Source organism: Pseudoxanthomonas mexicana (assembly GCF_001556105.1).
In the GTDB taxonomy this organism is placed as follows: Bacteria; Pseudomonadota; Gammaproteobacteria; order Xanthomonadales; family Xanthomonadaceae; genus Pseudoxanthomonas_A; species Pseudoxanthomonas_A mexicana_A.
This window is the reverse complement of record NZ_LSIF01000054.1, coordinates 55,311-78,903: the sequence shown is the minus strand read 5'-3', so window position 1 is coordinate 78,903 and position 23,593 is coordinate 55,311. Positions and strand designations below refer to the sequence as shown.

Below are 23,593 nucleotides of genomic sequence, written 5' to 3'. Positions count from 1 at the left end.
GATGCGCCCTTGCCGTTGCATGAGACGCGTATCGCCGGACGCCGCACTTACGCTCGTATGCGTGACGTCGCGAGGGGATATTCGCGATGGGCGCGATGCACAGGACATCGCATGCATCGAACAGCAACTGGAACTCAGGGGTGGCGGCCCGATGGCGCGCATGGCTGCGGAATGTCGCAGCATCCGGAAAGCCATCCACGATTCCTCATGCGTGGACAAGACGCCGCCAGTCCCAGCTTTGCGTCCGGCCTGCCTCAGGCCGCCCTGATCAGCGTGCTGACCCTGTCTGCGCGACGCGCTGCGCCTGCAGTTCGCGCCACGCCGCACGCAGCACGCGCGCGGACGAGCGCAGGAACATCACCAGCAACGCAGCCGCGACCAGCAGGTCCGGCCAGCCCGCACCGAACAGCCCCACCAGCGCCGCGGCCAGCAGCACCGCGCACCCTTCGGCGATGTCGTTGCGCGAGCACTCCCAGGCCGACGCCATGTTGACGTCGCCGCTGCGGTACGGCATCAGCAACCAGAGGCACGCGCCATTGGCCGCGAGATTCAATGCGGCGGCGATGCCCATGCCTTCGAACAACGGCACCGCGGGGTTGGCCAATCGCCATGCGATCTGCACACCCACCGCAACGGCGGCGCCCAGTATCAGCAAGCCCTTGAAGAAGGCCACCTTCGCCTTGGCCCGCATCGACGCGCCGACCACCGCCAGGCTGATGGCGTAGGTCAATGCATCGCCCAGGTTGTCCAGGCTGCCCGACAGCAACGAGGAGGAATGCGACCGCCACGCAGCGAACGCCATCATCGCGAACGTGGCCAGGTTGATCGCCAGCACCCACGTCAGCACGCGGCGCTGCTTCGCCTGCAATGCGGCGACGTCGACGACCTTCCCGCACCCGCAGCATTCGGACATGGCGATACCGTTCGCTATTCGATGACGACGCGCGGGCTCAGCTGACCAGCCGCAGCCGCAGTTCCTTCGGCAGGGCGAACACCATGCTCTCGGGTTCGCCATCGAGCTCGCTGATGCCGCCCGCGCCGAGGTCGCGCAGGCGCTGGATGACGCCGTCGATCAGCACGTCGGGGGCGGACGCGCCGGCGGTGACGCCGACGCGCTGCTTGCCGTCGATCCAGCGCGGGTCGATCTCATGCGCACCGTCGATCAGGTACGACTCCACGCCGTCGCGCTCGGCCAGCTCGCGCAGGCGGTTGGAGTTGGAGCTGTTCGGCGAGCCGACCACCAGCACCAGGTCGCACTGCCTGGCCAGGTCGCGCACGGCGTCCTGGCGGTTCTGGGTGGCGTAGCAGATGTCGTCGTTCTTCGGCCCCTGGATGGCCGGAAAGCGCTGCTGCAACGCATGGATGATGCCGACCGTGTCGTCGACCGACAGCGTGGTCTGGGTGGTGTAGAACAGGTTGTCCGGCTGGCTGACGTCCAGCGCGGCGACGCCGTCGATGTCTTCGACGAGGTAGATGTTCCCGCTGCCGCCTTCGCGGCTCCATTGCCCCATCGTGCCTTCCACCTCGGGGTGGCCGGCGTGGCCGATCAGCACCACGTCGCGGCCAGCGCGGCAGTGGCGGGCCACTTCGAAGTGGACCTTGGTGACCAGCGGGCAGGTGGCGTCGAACACCTTCAGCCCGCGCCGGTCCGCTTCGTTGCGCACCGCCTTGGACACGCCGTGCGCGCTGAAGATGACGGTGGCCCCGTCCGGCACTTCATCGAGCTCTTCCACGAACACTGCGCCGCGCTGCTTCAGGTCGTCGACCACGAAGCGGTTGTGCACCACTTCGTGCCGCACGTAGATCGGCGCACCCAGCGTTTCGATGGCGCGCTTGACGATCTCGATGGCGCGGTCGACACCGGCACAGAAACCACGGGGATTGGCGAGCAGGACGTCCATAGAAACGGATCTTACCGAAGACGGGAAAATGAAAAGATAAATCTGCTGCCGGCACCGAGCCCGCCTGGCACCTGCGCCCCTCGCCCGCCTGCGGGAGAAGGGAACGGGGTGAGGGCAAACCGCCGCGATGCAGCCCGTAGGGCCGGCCTCGGCCCGCCGTGCTGGTGCGTCATCGAGCGGCGGGCCAAGGCCCGCCCTACGCCAACGTCACGCTTTCTTCTTGCCGTCGAACACCCCGAACAGCGCGATGCCGATGGCCCCACCCACCACCGCGCAGTCCGCGATGTTGAACGCCGGCCAGTAGTAGTCGCGCCAATGCCACTGGATGAAATCGATGACGTGGCCGTGGATCTGCCGGTCGATGACGTTGCCCAGCGCGCCACCGATGACCAGCGCGTACGGCAGCGCCTGGCGCCAGTCGCCGCGCGCGGTGCGCGACAGCCAGAAGCCCAGCAGGCCACTGATGCCCACCGCCAGCACGGTGAAGAACCACAGCTGCCAACCGCCGGCATCGGCCAGGAAGCTGAAGGCCGCACCGGTGTTGTAGGTGCGGTACCAGTTCCAGAATCCCTCGATCACCGGGATGGCGGTGTACTCCGGCAGCGAGGACAGCACCCAGGCCTTGGTCCACTGGTCGAGCACGATGACGATGACCGACAGCAGCAGCCAGACCAGCGCATTGGGTTTCGGAGCGGCGGCCATCAGAACCACACCCGGTTTTCGCCGGCGCCGTCGATGTTGTCGACGCAGCGGCCGCACAGCTCGGGATGCGCGGCATGCTGGCCGACATCGGCGCGGTAATGCCAGCAGCGCACGCATTTGGTCTTGGTGGTCGGCGTGGCCAGCACGAAGGTCTCGTCGGCGCTGACTTCGCTGACGGTGACGTCGCCACTGATGAAGAAGAAGCGCAGCTCCTCGGCCAGCGGCTGCCATTTGGCGGCGGTGACGGCATTCACCGACACCGCGATCTCGGCTTCCAGCGCCGCACCGATCAGGCCGTTGGCGCGCATCGGCTCCAGCACCTTGGCGACCTGCTCGCGCAGGGCCAGCAGCTGGTCGAAGTCGGCGGCGTTCAGCGCGGCGCCCTCCGGCAGCGGCGCCAGGCCGTCGTACCAAGTGGCGAACAGCACGTTGCCGGTCCGCTCGCCGGGCAGGTAGCCCCACATCTCGTCAGCGGTGAAGCTGAGCACCGGCGCGATCCAGCGCACGAAGGCTTCGGCGATATGGAACATCGCGCTCTGCGCGCTGCGACGGCCGCGCGAATCCTCGCGCATCGTGTACAGGCGGTCCTTGGTGACGTCCAGGTACAGCGAACCCAGGTCGACGCTGCAGAAGTTCAGCAGGGCCTGCACGATCTCGGCGAAATCGTAGCGGTCATACGCGGCCTTGATCTTCTCCTGCACCTCGTAGGCGCGGTGCACGATCCAGCGGTCCAGCGCGACCATGTCGGCCGGCGCCAGCAGGTCGCGCGCTGGATCGAAACCATTGAGGTTGCTCAGCAGGAAGCGCGCGGTGTTGCGCAGGCGCCGGTAGGCATCGGCGTTGCGCTTCAGGATTTCCTGCGACAGCGACATCTCGTTGCTGTAGTCGGCGCTGGCGATCCACAGGCGCAGGATGTCGGCGCCGAGGGTCTTCATGATGTCCTGCGGCTCGATGCCGTTGCCGAGCGACTTCGACATCTTGCGGCCGTGCTCGTCCACAGTGAAACCGTGGGTGAGGCACTGCCGGTACGGTGCGGCCTTGTCGATCGCCACGCCGGTCAGCAGCGAGGACTGGAACCAGCCACGGTGCTGGTCGGAGCCTTCCAGGTAGAGGTCGGCCGGCTTGGGGATGCCGCGTTCCAGCAGCACCGCTTCGTGGGTGACGCCGGAATCGAACCAGACATCGAGGATGTCGGTGATCTTGTCGTAGTCCTTCGCCTCGTCGCCCAGCAGCTCGGCGGCATCCAGCGTGTACCAGACGTCGACGCCGCCCTGCTCCACCTTGTCGGCGACGGCACGCATCAGCTCGACGCTGCGCGGATGCGGTTCGCCGGTCTCGCGATGCACGAACAGCGCGATCGGCACGCCCCAGGTGCGCTGGCGCGAGATGGTCCAGTCCGGGCGTCCGTCCACCATGCCGGCGATGCGGGCTTCGCCCCACTGCGGGAACCAGCCGACGTGCTTGATCGCCTCGAGCGCATCGGCGCGCAGGTTGGCCTGCTCCATCGAGATGAACCATTGCGGCGTAGCGCGGAACGCGATGGGCGTCTTGTGGCGCCAGCAGTGCGGGTAGCTGTGATCAAGCTTGCTGAAGGCGAGCAACGCGCCGCTCTGCTTCAGCACCTCGATGATCGTGTCGTTCGCCTTCCAGATATGCAGGCCGGCGAGTTCGACGCCATGCGCGGCCGGCGTGGACGGCAGGTACACGCCGCGGCCGTCGACCGGGTTGAGCTGGGCGGCGGTGTACTTGTCGAGCAGGCCGTACTGCTTGCTGACGACATAGTCTTCCTGGCCGTGGCCGGGCGCGGTGTGCACGGCGCCGGTACCGTCTTCGGCCGACACGTGGCTGCCCAAGATCACTGGAATTTCGCGATCGTAGAATGGGTGTTGAAGAACGTAGTTTTCCAGGTCGCCGCCGTAGGCTTTACCGTGGATCACGACATCGGTCACTCCATAGCGAGCCAGAGCCCGTTGTGCGAGAGCCTCTGCCAGGATAAGCAGCCTGCGTCGACCGTCTGCCGTACGCGGGCCTTCAACCAGCACGTATTCAAGAAGATCACCGAGGCTGACTGCAAGACTTGCGGGCAGCGTCCACGGTGTTGTCGTCCAGATCGGCAGCGCGACCTCGACCCCATCATCGAGTTGGTAGCCAAATTCAGTAGCCGCCATTTCACGCGCGTTCCGGACGATGTACGCGACATCGACGGCCGGCGACACCTTGTCGGCGTATTCGATCTCGGCTTCGGCCAGTGCCGAACCGCAGTCGAAGCACCAGTGCACCGGCTTCACGCCACGGGTCAGGTGGCCGTTGGCGACGATCTTCGCCAGCGCGCGCATCTCGTTGGCTTCGAAGCGGAAGTCGAGCGTCTTGTACGGGTTGTCCCAGTCGCCGATCACGCCCAGGCGCTTGAAGTCCTTGCGCTGGATCTCGATCTGCGACTCGGCGTATTCGCGGCACTTCTGCCGGAACTCGACCGCATCCAGCTTCACGCCGACCTTGCCGAACTTCTTCTCGATGGCGATCTCGATCGGCAGGCCGTGGCAATCCCAGCCCGGGATGTACGGCGCATCGAAGCCGGCCAGGTAGCGCGACTTGACGATGATGTCCTTGAGGATCTTGTTGACCGCGTGGCCCAGGTGGATCGCGCCGTTGGCATACGGCGGGCCGTCGTGCAGCACGAACAGCGGGCGGCCCTTGGCGTTGTCGCGCAGCTGCGTGTACAGGCCCTGGCTTTCCCAGCGGGCCAGCGTGTCCGGCTCGCGCTTGGGCAGGTCGCCGCGCATCGGGAAATCCGTGGCGGGCAGATGGAGGGTCGCTTTGTAATCCTGGCTCACGCCGTTGCTCGTCGTTGATGTTCGGAAAGGATCGCGCGCGCGTCGTCCGCGTCGCGGTGCATCTGCACACTGAGGCTGGGCAGATCGGGGAATTTCAGTTCGTCGCGCAGCTTGGCGACGAATTCGACATCGAGATGGCGCCCGTAGAGGTCGCCGGCGAAGTCGAACAGGTGCGCTTCCAGCAGCGGCTCCACGCCGTCCACGGTCGGCCGCGTGCCGAAGCTGGACACCGAAGGCCAAGGCCGGCCGCCGACGCCGTGCACCCAGGTTGCGTAGATGCCGGACAGCGCGGGCGTCTTCGGGAAGCGCAGGTTGGCGGTGGGAAAACCGAGCGTGCGGCCGAGCTGCTTGCCGCGCACGACCCGGCCACCGATCGCATACGGCCGACCGAGCAGCCGTGCGGCGGTATCGAAGTCGCCGCCTCTCAGCGCCTCGCGGATGCGGGTGCTGGAAACGCGATCACCGTGCGCGTGCACGGGTTCGATCTCGCCGGCGCTGAAGCCAAGCTCGCTGCCCATCGCCTGCAGCAGGGCGAGATCGCCCCCGCGGCGGTGGCCGAAACGAAACTCGGGGCCGATCCAGACTTCCTTCGCACCCAGGCGACCCGCCAGCAGGGTGCAGGCGAAGTCGTCGGCCGTCATGGCGGAGAGTTTCGCGTCGAAACGCAGCAGGCCGACGTGGTCGGCGCCCAGGTCGAGCAGACCTTCCACCTTGGCCCGCGCCAGCGTCAGCCGCGGCGGCGGGTTGTCCTTGGCGAAGAACTCGCGCGGCAGCGGTTCGAACGTCACCACCACGGCCGGCACGCCCAGCGCACGGGCACGCGTGACGGCATGCCGCACCAGCGCACGGTGGCCCAGGTGCAGGCCATCGAAGGCGCCGATGCAGACCACGCTACCGTGCGGGCACAGAGGCCCGCCATCGACGTCACGGAACAGCCTGCTCATGGATTCCTGTCAGGACGGATGCGCCAGGCGGCGGATCCGGGATGTTGCAAGACCTTGAAGTATAGCCGGCCCTGCCGTTCCTCAATGCCCACGCAGGTCACGCGGCCGGACGCCCTGCAGGTACAGCAGGCCGGCATAGAGCCCGCCACCCGCACCGACCATCACCGCCAGCCGCCAGCCGCGCTCCCACCAGGCCCACGGCGTCCAGTCGACCCAGACGAAACGGAACGCCAGCACCACCAGGACCATCGCCACCGTGGCCAGGACGATCTGGCGCAGGAACCGGGCCCAGCCCGGCTGCCGACGGTAGACGCCGGCCTTGCGCAGCAGCCAGGCCAGTTGCAGGGCGTTGACCCAGCCTGCGATGGCGATGGCCAGCGCCAGCAGCGCATGGGCGCCCTGCACCTCACCGAGGGCGAGCCGCAGGTTGCCTCCGCTGGCCAGCAGCGCCTGCCGGCCCGGCTCGGTGCCGTAGAGCATGGCGGCGAAGAACAGCACCGTGCACAGCGCATTGGTCAGCACCGCCACCACCGCCGCCCTGACGGGCGTGCGGGTGTCCTGCCGCGAATAGAACGCCGGCGCCAGCACCTTCACCAGCAGGAACGCCGGCACCGCGATGGACTGCGTCATCAGGCTCCAGCTGGCCATCTGCACGTCGGTAGCACCGAACCGGCCGTACTGGAACAGCGTCGCCAACAGCGGCTGGGCACACAGGATCAAGCCGGCGCAGGCCGGCAGTCCGATCAGCAGGCAGAGCCGGAAGCCCCAGTCCAATCCTTTCGAATAGCCTTCCGGATCGGTTTCGGCATGGCGGCTGGACAGATGCGGCAGGATCACCGTGCCGATCGCCACGCCGAACATGCCCAGCGGAAACTCCAGCAGTCGGTCGCTGTAATACAGCCAACTGACGCTGCCGCTGATGAGCAACGTCGCCACCCAGGTATTCAGCAGCAGGTTGAACTGCGCCACCGAGGAACCAAACAGCGTGGGCACCATCAGCGTCATGATCCTGCGCACACCGGCATGGGCCACATCCAGCCGGGGCCGCGGCAGCAGCCCCAGACGGAACAGCGACGGCAACTGGAACCCCAACTGCAGGACGCCGGCGATGAAGACGCCCCACCCCAGCACCATGACCGAGCTGTCGAACCAGCCCTTGGCGGCCAGCGCGGCCGAGATCATCGCCACGTTCAGCAGGATCGGGGACAGCGCCGGAATGGCGAAACGCTGATAGCTGTTGAGGATCGCCCCCGCCAGCGAGGCCAGCGAAATGAACAGGGCGTAGGGGAACGTGATCCGCAACAGGTCGGTCAGTATCGCCATCTGCACGTCGTCGAAGTTCGGCGCGATCAGGCGGGCGATCGGCCCCGCCAGCAGGATGACGATGGCCGTCAGCACCAGCAGTGCGGCGGCCAGGGTGCCGGCCACACGGTCGACCAGGGCCTTGACCTCGTCGGCGCTGCGGGTGGTCTTGTACTCGGCCAGCACGGGGACGAAGGCCATCGAGAACGAGCCTTCGGCCGACAGCCGCCGCATGAAGTTCGGGATGCGGAACGCCACGAAGAAGGCATCCATCATCGCGCTGGCGCCGAAGACATGGGCGTAGACCTGGTCCCGGACCAGGCCGGACAGCCGGGACAGGAAGGTCATGGAGCTGAAAACCGCGGCAGAGCGCAGAAGTTTGCCGCTCATCGCCCCCCCTTTGCCCCGGGACGACCCAGGTTGACGCAACCCATTGAATGCCCCATAATTTCCGGCTCAATTACCCGTCTTCCGTTCACCCCCTGAATTCTCTCAGGTATTCATCAGGAATCCCACTGTGGCCAATATCAAGTCCGCCAAGAAGCGCGCCAAGCAGACCGTCGTGCGCAATGCGCGCAATGCCGGTCAGCGTTCGATGCTGCGCACCGCCGTCAAGAAAGTCCTTAAGGCGCTCGACGCCAATGACGCCGCCGGCGCCCAGGCTGCGTTCGTGTCGGCCCAGCCGATCCTCGACCGCCTGAGCTCGCGCGGCCTGATCCACAAGAACAAGGCTGCCCGCCACAAGAGCCGCCTGAACGCCCGCATCAAGGCCCTGCAAGCGGCCTGATTCACGGCGGTACGCAACGCGAAGACACGGGAACCCGCCGAAAGGCGGGTTTCTTTTTGCGCGTCGGGAGGACCAGCGGGAAACGAAGCAGAGTTCACTACAGAAAAACCCGCCTTCCGGCGGGTTTTTCATCTCAGCCCTCGCGGGCCGCCTCTTCGGCGTCTTCCTTCTGGCGATCGAAGAAGGCCATGACGTCCTTCATGATCGGCCAGGTGCCTTCGCGGGAAATGGCGGACACCTGGAACCACGGCTGGGTCCAGCCGAGGCTGGCGATGATCTCGTCCGCGCGCTCCTTGGCTTCGTCCTCGAACATCAGGTCGGCCTTGTTGAGCACCAGCCAGCGCGGCTTCTGCAGCAGTTCGGGATCGTGCTTCTCCAGCTCGCGCTCGATGGCACGGACCTGCTCGACCGGATCAACGTCTTCCACACCGCCTTCCATCGGCGCCATGTCCACCAGGTGCAGCAGAATGCGCGTGCGCTGTAGATGGCGCAAGAACGTCGCGCCGAGGCCGGCGCCATCGGCGGCGCCCTCGATCAGACCCGGGATGTCGGCGATCACGAAGCTGCGGTGCGCTTCCACACTGACCACGCCCAGGTTGGGGTACAGCGTGGTGAACGGGTAGTCCGCCACCTTCGGCGTCGCCGCCGATACGGCGCGGATGAAGGTGCTCTTGCCGGCGTTCGGGAATCCGAGCAGGCCGACGTCGGCCAGCAGCTTCAACTCCAGCTTCAGCAGACGCTCTTCGCCCTCCTCGCCCGGCGTCGCCTTGCGCGGCGCGCGGGTGATGGAGCTCTTGAAATGCATGTTGCCCAAGCCGCCCTTGCCCCCCTTGGCCACCAGCAGGCGGTCGCCGTGCTGCGTGAGGTCGCCGATCACTTCGTCGGTGCTGACGTTGGTCACCACCGTGCCGACCGGCACCGTGATGGTCAGGTCTTCTCCGGCCTTGCCGTACATCTGCCGGCCCATGCCGTTCTCGCCACGCTGCGCGCGGAACTGGGTCTGGTGACGGAAGTCGACCAGCGTGTTGAGGTTTTCGTCGGCCTGCAGCCAGACGCTGCCGCCGTTGCCGCCATCACCACCGTCCGGGCCACCCAGCGGAATGAACTTCTCGCGGCGGAACCCCACGCAACCGTTGCCGCCGTTGCCGGCGCCGACCTGGATTTCTGCTTCGTCTACGAGTTTCATGGGATTGGACTGGGGTGATGAGGAAGGATGGAACGGACGCGGGATCGCAAAACAGGCCCCGCAAACGAAAAGCCCCGCACGCGGCGGGGCCCTTCGCTCGGCGTGTGGGGAAGCCTCAGGCTTCCGCGACCACGCTCACGGTGCGGCGCTTCTTGGCGCCCTTGACCGAGAACTCGACCTTGCCGTCGACCAGCGCGAATAGCGTGTGGTCGCGACCCAGGCCGACGCCCGGACCCGGATGGAACTGGGTGCCGCGCTGGCGGATGATGATGTTGCCCGCATCGATCGCCTGACCACCAAAGACCTTGACGCCCAGCATCTTCGGATTGGAGTCGCGGCCGTTGCGCGAGGAACCTACGCCTTTTTTGTGTGCCATGACTGCTTCTCCTTACTTGGTGATGCCGGTGATTTCGATTTCGGTGTAGTGCTGCCGGTGACCCTGGCGCTTCATGTGGTGCTTGCGGCGGCGGAACTTGATGATGCGGACCTTGTCGGCGCGGCCATGGCCGACGACCTTGGCGGTCACGCTGGCGCCCTTCAGGGCGTCGCCCAGGCTGATGGTCTCGCCATCGCCCAGCATCAGGATGTTGTCGAAGGTGATCTCGTTGCCGGCTTCGGCCTCGAGCTTCTCGACGCGGAGCGTCTCGCCCTTCATCACGCGGTACTGCTTACCGCCCGTGACTACGACTGCGTACATGTGGATTCCTTGGTTTCTGTAGTTATTTTCTGGAGCCTGCCTGCCATCGAGGGCGGACAGAAGCGGAATTTTAGTGGATTCATGGAGTTACGGTCAACCCGCCCCTGACCCGGACTCATCCCGCCCGCGTCGGCGCGACGGTCTTTGCGGACATTTCCTGTCCTCATGGCAAGTCAGACTGGCGTCGTTGGCAGCGGGAGCCCCTCACCCACGCCGTCCAGCCCTTGAAAATCAAGGCGTTACCAATCGTCCCGGAGAGATGAGCGCCCCGCTCCGGGGCAGACTGCCGTCCCACCTGCCCCCTCATCCGCACTGGCAAAAGCGGTATTTGCCCCCACCTAGGCAGACCGCTACGCTTCCTTGTTCGCTTTCCGGATCCCCCACCCGATGGCCATGGACTACATCCGCATCCGCGGAGCCCGTACCCACAATCTCAAGAACATCGATCTCGACCTGCCGCGCGACAAGCTGATCGTGATCACCGGCCTGTCCGGCTCCGGCAAGTCGTCGCTGGCGTTCGACACCATCTACGCCGAAGGCCAGCGCCGCTACGTCGAATCGCTGTCGGCGTACGCGCGGCAGTTCCTGTCGGTGATGGAAAAGCCAGACGTCGACCACATCGAAGGCCTGTCGCCAGCTATCTCGATCGAGCAGAAGTCGACCAGCCACAACCCGCGCTCCACCGTCGGCACGATCACCGAGATCTACGACTACCTGCGCCTGCTGTATGCCCGTGTCGGCCTGCCGCGCTGCCCGGACCACGGTTATCCGCTGGAAGCGCAGACGGTCAGCCAGATGGTCGACCAGGTGCTGGCGCTCGATGGCGAACAGCGCTACATGCTGCTGGCGCCGGTGATCCGCGAGCGCAAGGGCGAGCACGCGCAGGTGTTTGACCAGTTGCGCGCGCAAGGCTTCGTGCGCGTACGCGTGGATGGCGAACTGTACGAGATCGATGCGGTGCCGCCGCTCGCGCTGCGCCAGAAGCACACGATCGAAGCGGTGATCGATCGCTTCCGTCCGCGTGAGGACCTCAAGCAGCGCCTCGCCGAAAGTTTCGAGACCGCGCTGAAGCTGGGCGATGGCATGGCGCAGGTGATGTCGCTGGACCAGCCCGACTCCGCGCCACTGCTGTTTTCGTCGAAATATTCCTGCCCGGTCTGCGACTACTCGTTGCCGGAACTGGAACCGCGCCTGTTCTCCTTCAACTCGCCGGTCGGCGCATGCCCCACCTGTGACGGCCTGGGCGTGGCGCAGTTCTTCGATCCGTCTCGCGTGGTCGTGCATCCGGAGCTGTCGCTGGCCGCCGGTGCCGTGCGCGGCTGGGACCGTCGCAACGCGTACTACTTCCAGCTGATCGCATCGCTGGCGAAGCACTACCAGTTCGACACCGACGCCACGTGGCAGTCACTGCCCGAGAAGGTCCAGCAAGCCGTGCTGTACGGCAGCGGCGAAGAGGTCATCACCTTCACCTACCTCACCGAGTCGGGTGGCCGCACGCAGCGCAAGCACCGCTTCGAAGGCATCGTGCCGAACCTGGAGCGACGCTACCGCGAGACGGAGTCACCGGCGGTGCGCGAGGAGCTGGCGAAGTACATCAGCGACCGCCCCTGCCCCGACTGCCAGGGCGCGCGCCTCAACAAGTCCGCACGCAATGTGTTCGTCGCGGACCGTCCGCTGCCGTCGCTGGTCGTGTTGCCCGTGGATGAAGCACTCGCGTTCTTCCGTGGCCTCGACCTGCCCGGCTGGCGCGGCGAGATCGCGGCGAAGATTGTTAAGGAAATCGCCGAGCGCCTCGGTTTCCTGGTCGACGTCGGCCTGGATTACCTGACCCTGGAACGCAAGGCCGACACACTGTCCGGCGGCGAAGCCCAGCGTATCCGCTTGGCCTCGCAGATCGGTGCAGGTCTGGTCGGCGTGATGTACGTACTCGACGAGCCCAGCATCGGCCTGCACCAGCGCGACAACGAGCGACTGCTTGGAACGCTGACGCGCCTGCGCGATCTCGGCAACACGGTGATCGTGGTCGAGCACGACGAGGATGCGATCCGTTTGGCGGATTACGTGCTGGACATCGGTCCCGGCGCCGGCGTGCACGGCGGCGAAATCGTCGGTCAGGGCACGCTGCAGGATCTGCTGGATTCACCGCGCTCGCTGACCGGCCAGTACCTGTCCGGCAAGCGCCAGATCGAGGTGCCGAAGGCGCGCCACAAGGCCAACCCGAAGATGACGCTGCACCTGCGGGGCGCCACTGGCAACAACCTGAAAGACGTCGACCTCGATATCCCGTCCGGGCTGTTCACCTGCATTACCGGAGTGTCGGGTTCGGGAAAATCCACCCTGATCAACGACACGCTGTACTCGCTGGCCGCCAACGAAATCAACGGCGCGTCGCACAAGCCGGCACCGCATCGCGAAGTCACCGGCCTGGATCTGTTCGACAAGGTCGTCGACATCGACCAGTCGCCGATCGGACGCACGCCGCGTTCGAATCCGGCGACGTACACAGGACTGTTCACTCCGCTGCGCGAGCTGTACGCACAGGTTCCGGAAGCGCGCGCACGCGGCTACTCGCCGGGACGTTTCAGCTTCAACGTGCGTGGCGGTCGCTGCGAAGCCTGCCAGGGCGACGGCCTGATCAAGGTGGAGATGCACTTCCTGCCGGACGTGTACGTGCCCTGCGACGTCTGCCACGGCAAGCGCTACAACCGCGAGACGCTGGAGATCCTCTACAAGGGCTACAACATCAACGACGTGCTGGAGATGACCGTCGAGGATGCGCTGACCCTGTTCGAGCCGGTGCCGTCGATCGCGCGCAAGCTGGAAACGCTGGTGGACGTGGGCTTGAGCTACGTCAAACTGGGCCAGAGCGCGACCACGCTGTCGGGTGGCGAAGCGCAGCGCGTGAAGCTGTCGAAGGAACTGTCGCGCCGCGACACCGGCCGCACGCTCTACATCCTCGATGAGCCCACGACCGGCCTGCATTTCCACGACATCGAGCACCTGCTCGCCGTGCTGCACAAGCTGCGCGACGACGGCAACACCATCGTGGTGATCGAGCACAATCTGGACGTCATCAAGACCGCGGACTGGGTCGTCGACCTGGGGCCGGAAGGCGGCCATCGCGGCGGGCAGATCCTTGCAACGGGGACGCCGGAAGACATCGCGGCGCATCCGGACTCGCATACCGGCCGCTTCCTCGCCAAGCTGCTGCCCGCCGCCAAGGCGCCGAAGCCGATCAAGCCGGCCGCGGTTGCCAAGCCCGACGTGCTGCCGCCGCGCAAGTCCGCCACGAAACCCGCGAAGACCACCAAGACCACGACGAAGAAGGCTGCACGATGAGCGACGCCCACGACACCGGCCGCAAGTTGCTGGCGAAGATCCCGATCAGCGTGCGCTGGCGCGACATGGACAGCATGGGCCACGTCAACAACGCCAAGTACATCTCGTACCTGGAAGAGGCGCGCGTGCGCTGGATGCTCACCGTGCCGGACGTGTCGATGACCGACCGCATCGCGCCGGTGGTGGCCGCCAACAACATCAACTACAAGCGCCCGCTGACGTGGCCAAACGATGTCGTGGTCGAACTCTACGTCGACCGGCTGGGCACCAGCAGCGTGACCATCGGCCACCGCATCGTATCGGCCAAGGACGACAGCGTGCTGTATTCGGACGGCAACGTCGTGGTCGTCTGGATGGATACGCAGACCGGCCAGAGCGCGGCATTGCCTGCCGCGATCCGAGCGGCTTCGGAGTAAGCCGCCGCCGAACAGCGGCCGGGATCAGGGTGCGCGCTTGCGCGCCTCGAACACCACGGGCAACGAACGGCCATCGGCCAGCTTCAACGTGATCACCGGCTTCTCGCCTTCGGCCAGGGGCTGGTAAGGGCCATGCAGCATCAGGTGCAGGCCGCCCGGCTTCAATTCGATGGCCTTGCCGGGTGCGACAGGCAGATTGACAACCTTGCGCATGCGGCTGACGCCATTCTCTTCGCGCGTTTCGTGCAACGACACATCGTCGAAGGCGAGGCTTTCGGCGCCAACGATGTTGACCGTCGCTTTACACGGATTCTCGATGCGGGCGAAGCCCGCCATCATCGGCATCGCGACCGGCGGCAGGCGCACCCATGCGTGCTTCACCACGGGCAGGCAGTCGGCGGCCTGGACGGCGCCCACGGACGTCAACAGCAGGACGGACAGGCAGAGCGTTTCGATACGATGGTTCATGCGCCTATGATACCGGCCTGACCTCAGGGAGCGGATGAATGACGGGCCTCATCGAAACCACCGGCCACGGCGACATCCGCGAGATCCGCCTGGCGCGTGCGCCGGTCAATGCGCTCAACACCGAGCTGTGCCGCGCCCTGATCGACGCGCTCAATGCGGCGCTGGACCACGGAGCACGCGGCATCGTGCTGGCTGGCAATCCGAAGATCTTCTCGGCCGGCATGGACGTGCCCTACCTGCTGTCGCTCGGCGACAACCGCCACGCCCTGCTCGATGCATGGCAGGCGTTCTTCGGCGCGGCGCGCACGCTGGCCGAATCGCGAGTACCGGTGGTGGCCGCACTCACCGGCCATGCACCCGCGGGCGGCTGCGTGCTGGCGCTGTGCTGCGACTACCGGGTGATGGCGCGCAGCGCGGATCCGGCACGCCCGTTCGCGCTCGGCCTCAACGAGACCCAGGTGGGCCTGGTGGTGCCGGAAGGCATCCAGCGCCTGATGCGTCGCGTCGTCGGCCCCTATCGCGCGGAACGCCTGCTGGTCGCTGGCGAGATGGTGCCTGCGGAGCGCGCACTCGAGATCGGGCTGGTCGATGAACTCGTTGACCAGGACGAGGTCACCGCGCGCTCCATCGCGTGGCTGCAGCAGCTGCTGCGCCTGCCGCACCATCCGATGCTGCAGACGCGTACGCTCGCCCGGCGCGATCTGGTCGAGGCGCTGGATCCGGCGCTGATCCAGCTCGAGCGCTTCGTCGATGCCTGGCACGCACCCGATACGCAGACCGCGTTGCGGGCGCTGGTGGACAAGCTCAAAAAGTAGGCAACGTCAGCGTAGCCAGACCTCGACGCGTTCGTTGCGCGCACGGGCGTCGATGCCGCCTGCCGTCGTCAGCGGGCGCGCATCGCCCAGGCCGACCGACCGCGCCACCGGAATACCCTGCCGGACCAGATGATCGGCGACCATGTCCGCGCGCTCGTTGCTCAGCATGGTCGGCAACAGACGATTGCCCGGCGCGTGGTCCGCGAAGCCCACGACGACCACCGATCGCCCCCGGTTCTGCGATAACTTCATGAAGGCGACTAGCCGTTCCATGTCCGATGCACTGCGGCTCTCGAACAACGAGCTCAACGACCCCATGTTGAAACGCACGCCCAGTGGAATACGTGTCGCGCCAGCGACGGCGTCACGATAGCTGGAAGCACCTTGCACCTGGCCCGACTGCACCGCCGGACGCAACATCATCGACTGCAGTCCGATTGATTCGACGGCCCGCTGGCCCTCATGGCCGATGGCATACAGGGCCAGGCTACGACCCAGCGCGGACATCATCGGCGCGCCATACAGGCGGTAGCGGCGCAGCAGCGGATAGTCCTCGCTGGCCACGTTGAGGCGCGTCGGCTGCACCGGCACGCCACCGTCGGTGACAGCCAGCGTGCGCGTGCCGGGCGGAATCCGCGTGGTCAGCTCGACGATCGCCAGTGCATTCGGCTCATCCGCCACGACGTGCGCGGCCTGCCACAGGCGTAGATGCGCGGTGACGGCGGCCGCGGGCTGTCCGGCCATGACGCGTTGCTCGAGGAATTCGCGACTGCCCCCACGAACGGGGCCACCATGCACGTGGATCGGTGCATCCGCGCCGCCGAGCTGCGCCCAGTTGCGGATGCGGCCGGCGGCCACCTCGCGCAGCTGCGCCACACTGATCGAACGCATCGGATTGCGCGCGTCGACCACCACGGCCAGGCCATCGAGCGCGATGGAAAACTCCTGCTCCGGCGATGACAGGTCGCCGAGCTGCCAACCCGCGTCGCGTTCGGCAGCCGAGGGCGCACGCGCCATCATCGCCAGTTCGGCCTCACCGTTCACCAACGCCTGGAAGCCGAGGGCCGAGCCGCGGCGGTCGATCTCGACGATCAATGGTTCGCCATCGCGGACAGCAGCCACTTCGGTGCGGTCGTCGCGCACCTTGCGTTGTTGGATACGGGTGTAGCCGATGGAGCGCAGCCAGGCGGTCACGATGCGAGGCATCACCTCGGCACCGACGGTATTGGACCCATGGATACGCAGGCGTTCAGCCTCCGCATCCTGGGCAGCCGCTGGAAACGCCATGCAGGACAATGTCGCCGCCACGCAGGCGACGCTGAGAAAACGCTGGAACACGGATCACCCCCTAATGAAGCGCGGGAGCGTGACGTGTGCGGATGACAGGGCCGTGACGGCCCGCCGGATCAGTTGCCGCGCGCGACCGGATGCGCCGGATCCGCGACCCACCCGCTCCAGGAACCCGGATAGATGCGCGCGCCCTTCAGGCCCGCATGTTCGAAGGCGAGCAGCAGATGGCAGGCGGTCACGCCCGAGCCGCACATCAGCACGGTGTTCGCGGGGGAGCGGTTCCCCAGCAGCGCCGACAATTCCGTGCGCAGCTCGTCAGCCGACTTGAAGCGGCCGTCTCGCAGGTTCTGCGCGAACGGACGGTTGAGCGCGCCGGGAACATGCCCGGCGACCGGATCGATGGGTTCGACATCGCCGCGGAAGCGTTCGGCGGCCCGGGCATCGATGAGCCAGCCGCTGTCCGCGTCCAGCCGCGCGAGGATGTCCGGCGCATTGACGAGCTGGCCGGCGTCGAAGTGCGACGGATACGCCGCGACGGGCGCCGGCGCTAGAACTTCGGAAGTTTCCTCACCTCCCGCTGCGCGCCATGCGGCCAGACCGCCGTCGAGTACCGCGACGCGAACGTGACCGAGCAGCTTCAGCAACCACCACAGACGAGCGGCCGCCATGCTGCCATCGCCCGCGTCGTAGACCACCACCTGGTGCGACGGCCCGATGCCCCACCCACCCAGCGTGCGGGCGAATGCGCCGCTGTCGGGCATGGGATGCCGGCCCTCACCGGTCTTCGACAGATCCGAGAGATCAAGATTGAGGTCGGCGTAAACGGCACCCGGCAGATGCGATTCCGCGTAGGCCTTTCGACCCGCATCCGGCGCTGCGTTGAGCATGACGAAACGGGCATCGACCAGCCGCAATCCCGAATCGCCCACGGCGTTTGACAAAGCAGCAGCGTCGACGAGGGTCGTCCAGTTCATGCAAGTTGCTCCAGCCGTTGCCGCAGGTTGAACAGGATGGCCGCCGTTGCGCCCCAGATGCGCTGCCCAGGCCATGCGTATTCCATCACGACGCGACGACGTCCGCGATAGTCGACTTCGACACACCGCAGGTTGTCGGGCGACAACAGGTAGTCAAGCGGCACCTCGAACACGTCCGCCACTTCGTTCGGCTCGGGCACCGCCACGAAGGCCGGATCGATCAGCGCCACGACGGGCACCACGCGGAATCCGCTGATGGTGGTGAAGGGATCGAGGAAGCCCAGCGGCGTGACCTGCGATGCCTGCAGCGCGATTTCTTCACGGCTCTCACGCAGTGCTGCAGCGACCACGTCGGCATCGGAAGGCTCGATGCGACCGCCGGGGAAACTCACTTGGCCACCGTGATGGCGCAGTCCATCGGTACGTCGCGTCAGCACGACCTGCGTGCCCTCCTCGCGCGGCACCAACCCGGCGAGCACGGCGGCCTCGGTCAACGGGCCGGGCGGCAGCAGATCGATCAGGTCGTCATGGTTCCAGCCTGCCGCACACGGCACGGCATCCAAGGGGTGCAAGGCGCGACGCAGATCGCCCCCTTCGCGGAGTCGCTGCTCCAGCGGCTGGCGCGCGCGTTCACGCGAGGGCAGTACGTGTTCCATCAGGCGAAGGCGCTCGTCATCGTTCATCTGCGACCAGCGTGCGATCTCGGCCGTGGTGCGGAGGCAGCCCTCACACAGCCCGTCATCATCCAGCGTGCAAACGCCGGTACAAGGGCTCAGCACGGCGCGGAAAGCGGTATTCATCTCGTGAGGCACCTGCGGAGGGTAACGCGGAAACGCCGCCCTACCCCGAAAAGCACTGCGCCGGCACAAGGCCGGCGCAGAAGGTGGAACGATTGCTGGGATTACTTGACGCTGACCAGCTTGATCTCGAACACGACGGCGACATTCGGCGGGAAACCGGTGCGCGGATCGGCGCCATAGGCCTTTTCCGGCGGCAGTGCCACTTCCCACTTGGCGCCAGCCGGCATTTGCAGCAGGGCTTCACGCATCGCTTCCATCTCGACCGCGCTGACCTTCAGGTCTTTCATCGACTGGGCCGGACGGGCCTCCGCCGGACGTTGACCGAACGGGTACGGACCGGACACCAGCAGCTCGACCGTGCTGGCCTGCGTCGGCTTCGCGCCGGTGCCGTTCTCCAGCACCTTGTACGCCACACCGCTGGGCAGGGTCTTCACGCCCGCCTGGCCCTTGAACGTACCGATGAACTGATCGCTCTTGGTCTTGTTTTCCGCCGCGACCTTGTCGTACTGCGCCTTGGCCTGCTGGGCACGCGTCTGCTCGCGCTTCTGGAAGGCTTCCAGCGCCGGCTTCAACTGCTCGGCCGTCAGCGTGGGCTGCTTCTTGCCGTAGGCATCCTGCAGGCCTTTCACCACGGAATTGATATCCAGCTGCTCGCCACGCTCGGTCAGTTCGGCAAGGTTGTTGCCATAGTCGTAACCGAAGTAATAGCTCAGCTTGCCTTTCTCGGACGAGACGTCCTGGGCCAGGGCGCTACCGGCCATGGCGAATGCCGCAACAGCGACCGCAATCGAACGCAACTTCATCAACACACTCTCCGAAGATAGGGCGACGGCGGCATACCGTCTGGAATGGACGCGTTAGGATAGCCGCCGGGGCGCTTAACCGCCACTGGACGACAGGCAGGTCTGACAGGACGACGTCGGCGGAGTTCCAATTTCACTCAAATTTTACAAATCAACGCGGAAAACCCATGTCCGAACCCCTTGTCCTTGTCGCCGATGACGCCGGCATCCGCCGTTTCACCGTCAACCGTCCCGACAAACTGAACGCCCTCAACGCCGCCACGCTGGATGCCTTGCAGATCGCCTTCGACGAGGCCGCGCGGGACACGTCAGTGCGGGTCGTGGTGCTGACCGGCGCAGGTTCCAAGGCGTTCGTGGCGGGCGCCGACATTGCGGAAATGGCGGACCTGCGCGCAACCGAAGGGCGGGACTTCTCCTTGCGCGGACAGAAGCTGATGCGCAGCATCGAGACGCTGCCGAAGCCGGTCATCGCGATGATCAACGGTTTCGCGCTCGGCGGCGGACTGGAACTGGCGATGGGCTGCCACCTGCGCGTCGCCGCGGATACCGCCAAGGTCGGGCAACCGGAAATCAACCTGGGGCTGATCCCCGGCTTTGGTGGCAGCCAGCGCCTGCTGCGCCTGGCTGGCCGTTCCGCCACGCTGGAATTGTGCCTGCTGGGCGCGCCGGTCACGGCCGAGCGCGCACTCCAACTGGGGATCGTCACGCGTGTCGTCCCCGCGGCAGAACTGGAAGCCGAAACATCGAAGATCGCCGCGCAACTGGCCGCATCCGCGCCGCTTGCCCTGCGTGCGACGCTCGATGTCGTCAACATCGGCGGCGAGTGCGGCATCGAAGAAGGCCTGCAGTATGAAAGCGCCCAGTTCGGCCTGATGTTCGCCACCGATGACATGCGCGAAGGCACGCATGCTTTCATCGAGCGCCGCAAGCCGACCTTCACCGGTCGCTGAGTCCTTCGTCGGTTCCCATGCCCGCCACGCCCTGCCCTTGCTGTGACCAGGCGCATGCGCTGCACGCGCGACTCGTGGCCAGCGATATCGATGGCGCGATCGACGCAGGACTGATGGCCTTCCGGCCCTGCACGTGTGCGGGCGACGAGGTCGTCCTCGTGGAGCAGGTCCGGCGTCGCCTGCGGTTGGCCTGGGATGCGCGCGACCGTTACCGGCAACGCGAGGCCCGACTGGCGGGGCGTGCCGCCGAGCGCGAAGCAAAGCGGTTGAAGGCGGCTGGCGTTTCCGGTGTTGCCGAGCAAGCGCGCCCAGCCCTGCCGACCGGCGCCGCGGCCATCCTCGCCCGCGCCAAAGCCAAGGCGGCCGAAAGGATGAAGCCGTGACGGCTGCGCCACGGCGCGGCCCCACGCTGGCGCGCGCCGAGGTCGTCGAGCTGTTCTCGCGCCTGCGCGAACTCAATCCCAGGCCGACCACCGAACTGGAATACCGCACGCCATTCGAGCTGCTGGTGGCCGTCACGCTGTCCGCGCAGGCGACGGACGTGGGCGTCAACAAGGCCACCCGACGACTGTTTCCGGTGGCGAACACGCCCGCCGCGATCCTGGCACTGGGCGAGGACTGGCTGAAAAAATACATCTCCACCATCGGCCTGTTCAACGCCAAGGCCAAGAATGTCATCGCCACCTGCCGCATCCTGCTCGACCAGCACGACGGCGAGGTGCCGCGCTCACGCGATGCACTGGAAGCGCTGCCCGGCGTAGGCCGCAAGACCGCGAACGTGGTGTTGAACACGGCCTTCGGCGAACCGACCATCGCGGTGGACACGCATATTTTCCGCGTCGCCAACCGCACCGGCCTGGCGCCGGGGAAGGACGTCCGCACGGTGGAAGACAAGCTGGTGAAGGTGGTGCCGGCCGAGTTCATGCTGGATGCCCATCACTGGCTGATCCTGCATGGCCGCTATGTCTGCAAGGCGCGCACACCGGACTGTCCGCAGTGCGTGATCCGCGACCTCTGCCGGTTCAAGGAAAAGACCGCGGCCTGAGTCGCCTGCGGCAGCGATTGCCGTCAAGGTCGCCCATCGTTCCGGCCGTCACCAGGCACGCGCTGCGTCGGCTGAGCGTGCATGCGGAACCAGCCGCGGTGCGGCCTTGACGCCTTTCGCGACGGGCACCGGGTGGGCGATGGCGTCCGGCTTCGCTGTCCGGAATGTCATCTGACGTCCGTTCACCTTATCGAAAGCAGACGTAGCACGGGGCGTACGGCCTGCCTGGACCTTTCAACCACCATCTTGGGGCGTCGTATACGACGCGCCCGGAGAGCGCACGACGCCATGCCAACGCCTCGACTGCCAGCACGCCCGCAACTGCAACGGACTGCCCGCGCCGCGCCGCCCCCTGCCGGTTGCTGACGCATGTGCGGAATCGCAGGTTTCGCCGGTGCCGTACAGGGTCTTCCCGAAGATCGCCTGGCCCTGCAGCGCATGATCGGCACGCTGCACCACCGCGGACCGGACGGTAGCGGCACGCATCTGGCGCCCGGCGTCGGCCTGGCGCATGCACGACTGGCGATCATCGACCTCGCCACCGGCCAACAGCCGCTGCACGACGGCCATGAGACCGTCTGGACCGTGTTCAACGGCGAGATCTTCAACTACGTCGAATTGCGCGACGAGCTGGAAAAGCAGGGGTACCGGTTCCGCACGCGGTCCGACACCGAAGTCATCGTCCACCTCTACCACCGCGACGGCGACCGTTTCGTCGAAAAGCTCAACGGCCAGTTCGCCATCGCGCTGTGGGATGCACGGCGGCGCAGGCTGCTGCTGGCGCGTGATCGCGCCGGCATCCGCCCGCTGTACCACGCCACCGTGCGCGGACGCGTGTGGTTCGCCTCCGAGGTCAAGGCGCTGCTGGCCGTGTTGCCGGAATGCGCGGCGATCAATCCGGATGGCCTGGCGCAGGCGTTCACCTTCTGGGGACCGTGCGATCCGGACACGCTGTTTTCGGGCATCGAGAGCCTGCCACCCGGTCACCTGATGACCGTGGAGGCGGACGGCACCCGCACCGTCGAACAGTACTGGGACTGGACGTTCCCGCGCGTCGGCGACGCACCGGCCTTCACCTCCTTCGACGACGCCGTGCATGAGCTGCGCGACCTGCTCGACGATGCGGTGCGCCTGCAACTGCGCGCGGACGTGCCGGTGGGCGCCTACCTCAGCGGCGGACTGGATTCCTCGGGCATCGTCGCACTGGTCAAACAGGCTGGCATCGCCGCGGTACGCACGTTCTCGGTGACGTTCGAAGACGCCGAATTCGACGAGCGGGAACAGCAGCAGGCGATGGTGCGCCATCTCGGCACCGACCACACCACCCTGCACTGCACGCGCCGCGACATCGCCGATGCGTTCCCTACCCTGATCCGGCATACCGAAGCGCCCGTGCTACGTACGGCGCCGGTGCCGCTGATGCTGCTGTCCGCAAAAGTGCGCCAATCGGGATACAAGGTGGTACTGACGGGCGAAGGCGCCGACGAGGTATTCGGCGGCTACGACCTGTTCAAGGAAGCCAAGGTGCGGCGCTTCTGGGCGCGCAACGCCGACTCGCAATGGCGTCACTTGCTGTTGGGTCGCCTGTACGGCTACCTGAAGCATTCGCCGGTTGGCACACCGGGATTCGCCCGCACGTTCTTCGGACAGGGCATGGAACACCTGCCGCGCCCGATCTTTGCGCACGCGCCGCGCTGGACGACCTCGCGGCGCGCGCTCGCCTTCCTTGCGCCGGATGTGCAGGCGCGCATCAGTGCATTCGATCCGTTCGCGTTCTACGAAGATCGACTGCCTGCGGCCATCAAGGACTGGTCGCCGCTGGCGCGCGACCAGTACGTGGAAGCGAAGTCGTTGATGGCCGCGTACCTGCTCTCCTCGCAAGGCGACCGCGTCGCGATGGCCAACTCCATCGAGGGCCGCTTCCCGTTCCTCGACCATCGGCTGATCGAGTTCGCCAACCGGCTGCCGCCGCAATGGAAGCTGCGCGGACTGACCGAAAAGCACATCCTGCGCAAGGCGCTGGCGCCATTGCTGCCAGCGGAAATCGCCAGCCGCACCAAGCAACCCTACCGGGCACCGGACGCCAGCAGCTTCTTCAGCGACGGCCGCCCGGCCGACTACGTCGACGAGTTGTTGTCGGCCGAGCGCATCCGCGATGCCGGCTGCTTCGACGCCGGCAAGGTCCGCCTGCTGTTCGAAAAATGCCGCACCGGACGCGCTGTCGGCTTCGCCGACAACCAGGCCTTCGTCGGCATCCTCTCGACGATGCTGCTGCACGACGGCTTCATCCGAGATCGCATCCCCCAGACCACCACGCTGCCGGCCACCGGAACGGAATGA

At 66.4% G+C, this 23,593-nt stretch carries 22 protein-coding genes; 8 read left to right on the top strand and 14 right to left on the bottom strand.

Annotated features, from left to right (window positions below; all coding sequences use genetic code 11):
- Positions 1 to 268: 268 nt before the first annotated feature.
- The 6 genes from AX730_RS08975 to murJ all read right to left on the bottom strand — a co-directional run bounded on the left by AX730_RS08975 (position 269) and on the right by murJ (position 8,073).
- A complete protein-coding gene (locus AX730_RS08975; protein WP_062355065.1) occupies positions 269 to 913 on the bottom strand; it encodes a cation efflux transmembrane domain-containing protein in 645 nt (214 codons plus the stop codon).
- 37 nt (positions 914 to 950) lie between these two features.
- Positions 951 to 1,901: a 4-hydroxy-3-methylbut-2-enyl diphosphate reductase gene (gene ispH / locus AX730_RS08970; RefSeq protein WP_062355062.1), complete on the bottom strand. Its 951-nt coding sequence runs from the start codon at positions 1,899 to 1,901 to the stop codon at positions 951 to 953.
- Positions 1,902 to 2,108: 207 nt separating this feature from the next.
- Positions 2,109 to 2,603 (bottom strand): signal peptidase II, encoded by a 495-nt coding sequence (lspA, locus tag AX730_RS08965; RefSeq protein ID WP_062355059.1) that lies wholly within the window; start codon positions 2,601 to 2,603, stop codon positions 2,109 to 2,111.
- Positions 2,603 to 5,437, bottom strand: a complete 2,835-nt coding sequence (gene ileS, locus AX730_RS08960; protein WP_062355055.1) for an isoleucine--tRNA ligase — start codon at positions 5,435 to 5,437, stop codon at positions 2,603 to 2,605. The genes lspA and ileS overlap by 1 nt, the downstream gene beginning before the upstream one ends.
- On the bottom strand, positions 5,434 to 6,381 hold the full coding sequence (locus AX730_RS08955) for a bifunctional riboflavin kinase/FAD synthetase (protein WP_062355052.1): 948 nt from the start codon (positions 6,379 to 6,381) through the stop codon (positions 5,434 to 5,436). Before AX730_RS08955 ends, ileS begins: the two co-directional genes overlap by 4 nt.
- 81 nt (positions 6,382 to 6,462) lie before the next feature.
- Positions 6,463 to 8,073 carry a murein biosynthesis integral membrane protein MurJ gene (gene murJ, locus AX730_RS08950; protein WP_062355050.1) on the bottom strand — a complete coding sequence of 537 codons (1,611 nt, stop codon included), beginning with the start codon at positions 8,071 to 8,073 and terminating at the stop codon, positions 6,463 to 6,465.
- Between the two features lie 127 nt (positions 8,074 to 8,200).
- On the opposite strand from murJ, the gene rpsT reads away from it, so the two are divergent.
- The gene (gene rpsT, locus AX730_RS08945; RefSeq protein WP_062355047.1) at positions 8,201 to 8,470 is read left to right on the top strand and encodes a 30S ribosomal protein S20; all 270 of its coding nucleotides are present in this window, start codon (positions 8,201 to 8,203) and stop codon (positions 8,468 to 8,470) included.
- A gap of 133 nt (positions 8,471 to 8,603) precedes the next feature.
- On the opposite strand, the gene cgtA is transcribed toward rpsT, so the two are convergent.
- The 3 genes from cgtA to rplU all read right to left on the bottom strand — a co-directional run bounded on the left by cgtA (position 8,604) and on the right by rplU (position 10,353).
- A complete protein-coding gene (cgtA, locus tag AX730_RS08940) occupies positions 8,604 to 9,656 on the bottom strand; it encodes an Obg family GTPase CgtA (RefSeq protein ID WP_062355045.1) in 1,053 nt (350 codons plus the stop codon).
- A gap of 115 nt (positions 9,657 to 9,771) precedes the next feature.
- Positions 9,772 to 10,032, bottom strand: coding sequence for a 50S ribosomal protein L27 (rpmA, locus tag AX730_RS08935; RefSeq protein WP_062355042.1), 261 nt, complete (start codon positions 10,030 to 10,032; stop codon positions 9,772 to 9,774).
- A gap of 12 nt (positions 10,033 to 10,044) precedes the next feature.
- A complete protein-coding gene (gene rplU, locus AX730_RS08930) occupies positions 10,045 to 10,353 on the bottom strand; it encodes a 50S ribosomal protein L21 (RefSeq protein ID WP_062355039.1) in 309 nt (102 codons plus the stop codon).
- 387 nt (positions 10,354 to 10,740) lie between these two features.
- On the opposite strand from rplU, the gene uvrA reads away from it, so the two are divergent.
- Together uvrA and AX730_RS08920 are read left to right on the top strand one after the other, a co-directional pair.
- A complete protein-coding gene (gene uvrA, locus AX730_RS08925; protein WP_062355036.1) occupies positions 10,741 to 13,692 on the top strand; it encodes an excinuclease ABC subunit UvrA in 2,952 nt (983 codons plus the stop codon).
- Complete coding sequence (locus AX730_RS08920; protein ID WP_062355033.1) at positions 13,689 to 14,108, top strand: acyl-CoA thioesterase; 420 nt, start codon at positions 13,689 to 13,691, stop codon at positions 14,106 to 14,108. The genes uvrA and AX730_RS08920 overlap by 4 nt, the downstream gene beginning before the upstream one ends.
- Before the next feature lie 24 nt (positions 14,109 to 14,132).
- Here the strand turns inward: AX730_RS08920 and AX730_RS08915 are convergent, their stop codons facing one another.
- On the bottom strand, positions 14,133 to 14,576 hold the full coding sequence (locus AX730_RS08915) for a copper chaperone PCu(A)C (protein WP_062355030.1): 444 nt from the start codon (positions 14,574 to 14,576) through the stop codon (positions 14,133 to 14,135).
- A 38-nt stretch (positions 14,577 to 14,614) separates the two neighbouring features.
- Between AX730_RS08915 and AX730_RS08910 the strand changes: the two genes are divergently transcribed.
- Positions 14,615 to 15,391, top strand: coding sequence for an enoyl-CoA hydratase/isomerase family protein (locus tag AX730_RS08910; protein ID WP_062355020.1), 777 nt, complete (start codon positions 14,615 to 14,617; stop codon positions 15,389 to 15,391).
- Positions 15,392 to 15,397: 6 nt separating this feature from the next.
- Here AX730_RS08910 and AX730_RS08905 read toward each other — a convergent pair whose 3' ends face one another.
- The 4 genes from AX730_RS08905 to AX730_RS08890 form a co-directional block, all read right to left on the bottom strand.
- Entirely contained in the window at positions 15,398 to 16,729 is a 1,332-nt protein-coding gene (locus AX730_RS08905; protein WP_232310214.1) for a substrate-binding domain-containing protein, read from the bottom strand.
- Between the two features lie 68 nt (positions 16,730 to 16,797).
- Positions 16,798 to 17,655 (bottom strand): sulfurtransferase, encoded by an 858-nt coding sequence (locus AX730_RS08900; RefSeq protein WP_062355015.1) that lies wholly within the window; start codon positions 17,653 to 17,655, stop codon positions 16,798 to 16,800.
- Positions 17,652 to 18,455: a CoA pyrophosphatase gene (locus AX730_RS08895; RefSeq protein ID WP_062355012.1), complete on the bottom strand. Its 804-nt coding sequence runs from the start codon at positions 18,453 to 18,455 to the stop codon at positions 17,652 to 17,654. The genes AX730_RS08900 and AX730_RS08895 overlap by 4 nt, the downstream gene beginning before the upstream one ends.
- Positions 18,456 to 18,556: 101 nt before the next feature.
- A complete protein-coding gene (locus tag AX730_RS08890) occupies positions 18,557 to 19,258 on the bottom strand; it encodes an FKBP-type peptidyl-prolyl cis-trans isomerase N-terminal domain-containing protein (protein WP_062355009.1) in 702 nt (233 codons plus the stop codon).
- Positions 19,259 to 19,425: 167 nt separating this feature from the next.
- Here AX730_RS08890 and AX730_RS08885 point away from each other — a divergent pair, with 167 nt between their 5' ends.
- The 4 genes from AX730_RS08885 (at position 19,426) to asnB (ending at position 23,593) form a co-directional block, all read left to right on the top strand.
- Positions 19,426 to 20,208: an enoyl-CoA hydratase/isomerase family protein gene (locus AX730_RS08885; RefSeq protein WP_062355006.1), complete on the top strand. Its 783-nt coding sequence runs from the start codon at positions 19,426 to 19,428 to the stop codon at positions 20,206 to 20,208.
- A gap of 17 nt (positions 20,209 to 20,225) precedes the next feature.
- Positions 20,226 to 20,591, top strand: coding sequence for a hypothetical protein (locus tag AX730_RS08880; protein WP_062355003.1), 366 nt, complete (start codon positions 20,226 to 20,228; stop codon positions 20,589 to 20,591).
- Positions 20,588 to 21,253 (top strand): endonuclease III, encoded by a 666-nt coding sequence (gene nth, locus AX730_RS08875; RefSeq protein WP_062355000.1) that lies wholly within the window; start codon positions 20,588 to 20,590, stop codon positions 21,251 to 21,253. Before AX730_RS08880 ends, nth begins: the two co-directional genes overlap by 4 nt.
- Before the next feature lie 369 nt (positions 21,254 to 21,622).
- Complete coding sequence (gene asnB, locus AX730_RS08870) at positions 21,623 to 23,593, top strand: asparagine synthase (glutamine-hydrolyzing) (RefSeq protein ID WP_062354997.1); 1,971 nt, start codon at positions 21,623 to 21,625, stop codon at positions 23,591 to 23,593.